This is a genomic window from Streptomyces sp. NPDC033845, from assembly GCF_055576225.1.
Genome location: NZ_JBVIRI010000065.1, coordinates 1 through 4,109, shown reverse-complemented (window position 1 = coordinate 4,109; position 4,109 = coordinate 1). Strand labels below are relative to the sequence as shown.

At 66.2% G+C, this 4,109-nt stretch carries 4 protein-coding genes and 1 pseudogene; 3 read left to right on the top strand and 2 right to left on the bottom strand.

Annotated features, from left to right (window positions below):
• Positions 1–90, top strand: a pseudogene (locus ACZ50K_RS37675) (transposase); the annotation flags it as partial.
• A gap of 916 nt (positions 91–1,006) precedes the next feature.
• On the opposite strand, the gene ACZ50K_RS37670 reads toward ACZ50K_RS37675, so the two are convergent.
• Positions 1,007–1,618 carry a hypothetical protein gene (locus ACZ50K_RS37670; RefSeq protein WP_468911963.1) on the bottom strand — a complete coding sequence of 204 codons (612 nt, stop codon included), beginning with the start codon at positions 1,616–1,618 and terminating at the stop codon, positions 1,007–1,009.
• Between the two features lie 230 nt (positions 1,619–1,848).
• Between ACZ50K_RS37670 and ACZ50K_RS37665 the strand changes: the two genes are divergently transcribed.
• Positions 1,849–2,781 (top strand): LysR family transcriptional regulator, encoded by a 933-nt coding sequence (locus ACZ50K_RS37665; protein ID WP_468911960.1) that lies wholly within the window; start codon positions 1,849–1,851, stop codon positions 2,779–2,781.
• Between the two features lie 7 nt (positions 2,782–2,788).
• Here the strand turns inward: ACZ50K_RS37665 and ACZ50K_RS37660 are convergent, their stop codons facing one another.
• The gene (locus ACZ50K_RS37660; protein ID WP_468911957.1) at positions 2,789–2,977 is read right to left on the bottom strand and encodes a hypothetical protein; all 189 of its coding nucleotides are present in this window, start codon (positions 2,975–2,977) and stop codon (positions 2,789–2,791) included.
• An 868-nt stretch (positions 2,978–3,845) separates the two neighbouring features.
• Here ACZ50K_RS37660 and ACZ50K_RS37655 point away from each other — a divergent pair.
• A partial coding sequence (locus ACZ50K_RS37655; RefSeq protein ID WP_468911954.1) for a hypothetical protein occupies positions 3,846–4,109 on the top strand: 264 nt, incomplete at its 3' end.

Here is a 4,109-nt window from a genome sequence, read left to right as displayed (position 1 = left end):
ATCCGACGAGGCCTACGACACATCCAGTACCGCAGCGACCTCATAGACGGCTGCCTCGCCGAAACCGGCCTGACCATCAGACCCGCCTGAACAACGGCACGACATCACGAGTTCAACCTCAGTAACCCATAAATCTGCCCTATGGGCGGATAGACCGGTTATGCGTTCCCTGGGTCTTTCGCCTCAGAAAGAATATTTCTGTTCATGTACGTGTACGTGCGGATGGGCCAGGGCATCGGTTGGTGCGCTGGGCTGCGGTCGGGGGGGTGATCTGCATCTGCGGTCGGCTGATTTCCTCTGCTGCGCTGCCGGTCGGTCATCAGGACTTGAAGGTTGCGGCCGGGGTTCTGCTGTGTGGCGAGCGTGCCGGCAAGGGGGCCACGGTCGTGGATCTCTCTCTCGTGTCCTTACGTACCTAGCCGTGCCCTTGACCGGTTGCTCGCGGCTGTTCCTCGGCAGCGGCCGACGCCTCGGCTCATAGGCCCGCCGAGGAGTCCTGCGGTCGGCCGCATCGGCACGAGCGGGCCTTCGCCGGTGTTCGCCACCCTTGATGCCGCCTTCGCTGACCGGTGACGGATCCGCGTTCCTCCTTGTGTGCCATCGCCGCGTAGAGAAAGACTTCCTGTGTTCGAGCTAGTTCTGCTGCTGCTGTGCGTCGTCTGGTTCGCCGTGCGCTGTTCGCACGTGGCCGGCCGTCGGCGGCATGGCCCCATCAATCCCGCCGGGCGCGTCTACCGGGGAGATGAGGCGGACCTGTCTGCCCTGCCTCGTCGGACGTGGCAGGGGCAGAGGCAGAGGCAGGGCGCGGCCCGGCACGCCGCGGGGAACAGGGCTCGGCTTTCGGGAGCGCTGGGGTGGGAGCAGGGGGAGGTGGGTTCCTCGTCGTTTGAGGACGGCAGGGTGGTCGTCGTTTCGTCTGCTGCGGACGGGCCGGCCGTCTCTCAGGAGGCCTGAGGGGTCGGGCGGTGTGCCGGGCGAGGCGGCGCGAGGCCGGTGCGGGCGTGACTCACCGGTGGGCCAGGGGGAGGCTTTTCAGCAGCGCGTGCGCCTTGTCTGTGGCCTTTCCTCCGGCCTTGGCACCGACGGCGTCGAGGTAACCCTTTCGACGGGCGAGTTGGATGTGTGACTTGACGGTGCCCAGAGAACGGCCGGTGAGGCTGACCAGCTTCCTGACCGGGGACCTTTCCCCAGCATCCGCCAGTCGCTCATATCGCAGCGCCAAGGCGGCCAGGTAGGCGTCCGAAGGACGCCCGTGGCCCGTCAGCAGTGCGTCGACCTCGTCCGCCAGGGGGTAGCGCGCCGCTTCGGCTTCGGTGGCGGCACGCCGGGCCGCCGCGTCCGCGGGGCCGATCTCGCGCAGGACGGTCGTGGTGATGCCTCGGGCGATGGCGGCCGGGTCGCCGCCCTGGGCGGGTTGGACGAAGACGTGGGTGGGGGCGGTGCCTACCGAGCCACGCCGGAAGAAGTGCCAGGCCTCGAAGTTGCCGTGCGCGATCGTCTGATGCACCCAGTTTCCCTCGCCTTGCACGCAGTCGAGCAGGTGCGGGGGCGGCGAGCAGGTTTCGCTTTGCGGGGTGTGTTCGATCTGCGCGTGAGGTGCGTGCGTTTCTGGCGTCACGGAATCCACCGTACCTATCCGGGCTGAACACATCTAGCCGGGATCCGGTACCGGGTAGACCTGCGGGTCGAAGGGGTGGAGCCGGCGTGGTGCTGCGTCGCCTGGGTTGGCCGCACCGGCTTGAAGAGGGGCGAAAGGCATACCTCACCAGTTATCCGTATTTGACATATCCAGACAAGTCATGGCTAGCTATTTGTTCCCATGTCGGCTCGACCCGTAGAGGTGAGTGAGTGCGCATCTCCGCGCGTGTACCGGACCTGCGGGCCCTGGACCTGCTTCTCAGCGTCATCGAGCTGGGCAGCCTGGGACGCGCAGCGCGGGCCCACGGGATCAGCCAGCCCTCGGCCAGCTCTCGCATCCGCTATCTCGAAAAATTGGTCGGCGTCCCCGTCCTGCAGCGCACCACCCTGGGATCACGCCCCACCCCCGCGGGGGCTCTGATCGCGGACTGGGCCCACGAGGTGCTCGAAGCAGCGCAACGGCTGGACGCCGGGATGGTCACGTTGCGCGGAGAGCGGGACTCGCAGCTGCGTGTAGCGGCGAGTCAGACCATCGTGGAGTATCTCTTCCCGCAGTGGTTGCTGGCGCTGCGAGCACAGACACCCGACATCGCGGTGACACTGACCGCCTGCAACTCCGCCCAGGTGTGCACGGCCGTTCTCGAAGAGCGGGCCCAGCTGGGCTTCATCGAAAGCCCGGAAGCCGCCGAGGGGCTGGACAGCAAGGCGGTCGCGCGCGACCACCTGCTGGTCGTCGTCTCCCCCACGCACCCCTGGGCCCGCCGCTCCACGCTCACCCTCGGCGAACTCGCCGACACTGCCGTCATCCAACGCGAACCCGGCTCCGGTGCCCGGCTGTCCTTCGAACGCGCCATGACACAACGCCTGCCGCAGTGGCGCTCGGCGCCCCTCCTCGAACTCTCCTCCACCACGGCGATCAAGAAGGCGGTGGCCGGCGGGATCGGCCCCGCGGTCCTGAGCTCACGGGCCGTCGAGGCCGAACTGCGCTCCGGCACCCTGGTCGCGGTGCCCGTCGCGGGGCTGGACATCCGCCGCTCACTGCTGGCGGTATGGCCCGCGGGACAGCGGCCCATGGGCCCGGTCCGCAGCTTCTGCGACATAGCCTCCCGGCCCCCGTCCTCCACACGGAACCCCGGCACCTGAAAGGAGTTCACGGCGTGACGGTGCGCATCACCGCCAGTCCCGGAGTCGGCGAACGGGACTCGGCAACAATCTCGGACCGGCCGAGGACGATCTGACAGCGGGCAATATCGCCCGGCTCGGGCCACACCGTGATACCGACCTTCCGGTTCGCCGCAATCACCACCACACGCGACCGGCCGGAAGAGATCCCCTCCACACACGGCGCTCCCCAGGCTCGCGGTCGCCCAGGAGACAACGGCTCCCGGTCTCCAGACAGACAGCCGACAGAGAACTGCCAAGCTCGCCCACCACCACATTGGTCAGCCGCCGCTCCTTCCCGATAGCGGCATCACGCTCGCTCAAGACCACACCCGGCAGCATCACCACGGCCACCCAGAAGACGACGAACCCCCACGACCTTCTTCCCGTGGCTCATGCTTGAACTTCCTTGAGAGCACGCGTCCTGCCGCAGTTCCCCGGCAGGCGCGCAGGCGCGCCCTATCCGGCGGCCGGCGCCCTATCGCGGCTCCGCATGGTCAGCCGCGAGCCGCACCGCCCACCATGCCGACGAGCCACTCGGGGGTGAAGCCACGGCTTCCGAGCGGCAGGAGCCATGCCCTGGTGCACGACCTCCCCCACGGCACTGTCCCTTGCCTCCTCACCCTCCCTCTCCCGCCGCACACCCCTCTCAACAGCACCGCACTTTCACCCTCGAAAAAAATGCAGCGGACGCCCTGCCACACCGTGGTCATTCATTCACCCTGCATCACTACACGCGCCTCGCCTCACCATCGGAAGACAGGAATAATAGTTGAACACCCCCGCGGGCAGCGGCAGAGGACACACATCCATGCACACCCAGAACAGACCTATGCCCTCTGATCACTCCAGCCCACAACAGAACGAGCCATAGACCCGTTCTTCCAGTTCACAGACCCGCAGGCACTACCCGAGACCTGCCGGATCGGAGAGGGTGAGCAATGCCCCTTATCCACCCTTGAAGAAAATAGAAACACCCAGATTCATATGGCTATTGAAATCAAGGCACTCGTGAGCCTCCCATCCGGGTGTGCGATAAAAATCAGATGGCACTTGAGGTTTCGGACGTGCCAGCCTCAGAGGAAGTAACTGGATGTGATATCGAGCCCTCAGGTGAAACAACAAAGAAGGCAACTATGGTCGAAAAATGGTGCCCGCGGTTGATGCTGGCGCGTACGCATTCGGATGCGTCGCTGGAGCGGACAGACAGCGCGTCTACTGAGGTTGAACTCGTGATGTCGTGCTGTTGTTCAGGCGGGTCTGATGGTCAGGCCGGTTTCGGCGAGGCAGCCGTCTATGAGGTCGCTGCG